Genomic DNA, 765 nt, shown 5'->3' with positions numbered 1-765 from the left:
TGTACGAATGAACTCTCTGACATGATAAAAAAATTCGCATAAGCAGCGGAAGTAAATGGCTTAGTGCTTCTCTAAATAAAGCATAGGGTAGGAGCAAATATGGTTACGCAAAATACCAACTTTTCCCCGGAGCAACCAAAAAATGAAAAAGACGAGCAACAGAATGTAGCAATAGTTGAATTCAATAGCAGTGTGCTCAGTAGGCAATCGACGGATTTTTTGACTCATGAAGAGTTAAAAATGTTGGAAGCCGTGATAGGTATCGCTTTTTAGCTTTTCTCATCAATCGGTTGTATTAAAGCAATGAAAGTGAAAAGAAAGCCGTTGATGAACAACGGCTTTTTTGTCAATAAAATCTGTTGAAAAGTAGGGAGGAATCAACTGATTAAATGATACGTTGTTGACCTTCTAATACTTTAGATTTTATCAACGCTCGCATCGCTCCATGCCTTTTACAGTTCGCTTTTCGTTGGTGGTATGCGATTTGATATTGAATAAAGCAAGCGCCCAAAGGGGAAGTAAAATGCTTAATATTAAAGGTTTTCCCCCATTTCTTTGCCAAAGATAGCGGAATGACTCCGATGCAGTCGCTTTGAGCTACGTGGGTGAGAATACCCAAATAGTTAGATGCGATAGAATCGATATTGTTTGATTTGACGATTAAGCCCAAATGTTTTTCAAACTCAGTATCAAAACTCCATTTACTGGCAAGTACGCAATGTTTTTCGTCGCTTAACATCTCGGTGGAGATGTGCTCGTCAATCC

1 protein-coding gene and 1 pseudogene are annotated in these 765 nt (G+C 38.7%); one reads left to right on the top strand and one right to left on the bottom strand.

Features of this window, described 5'->3' with window-relative positions; genetic code table 11:
* The first annotated feature begins 99 nt into the window (after nt 1–99).
* Nucleotides 100–273: a hypothetical protein gene (locus tag R7R24_RS26430; RefSeq protein WP_005462086.1), complete on the top strand. Its 174-nt coding sequence runs from the start codon at nt 100–102 to the stop codon at nt 271–273.
* A 112-nt stretch (nt 274–385) separates the two neighbouring features.
* On the opposite strand, the pseudogene R7R24_RS26425 reads toward R7R24_RS26430, so the two are convergent.
* Nucleotides 386–765: pseudogene (locus tag R7R24_RS26425) on the bottom strand (LysR family transcriptional regulator); the annotation flags it as partial.

The organism is Vibrio sp. 704 (genome assembly GCF_033339295.1).
The sequence above is the reverse complement of the archived record's forward strand: the minus strand, read 5'-3'. Positions and strand labels throughout refer to the sequence as shown.

Excerpts from the sequence above, each read along its gene's own strand:
- R7R24_RS26430 (WP_005462086.1), top strand. The coding sequence starts at position 100 with ATGGTTACGCAAAATACCAACTTTTCCCCGGAGCAACCAAAAAATGAA.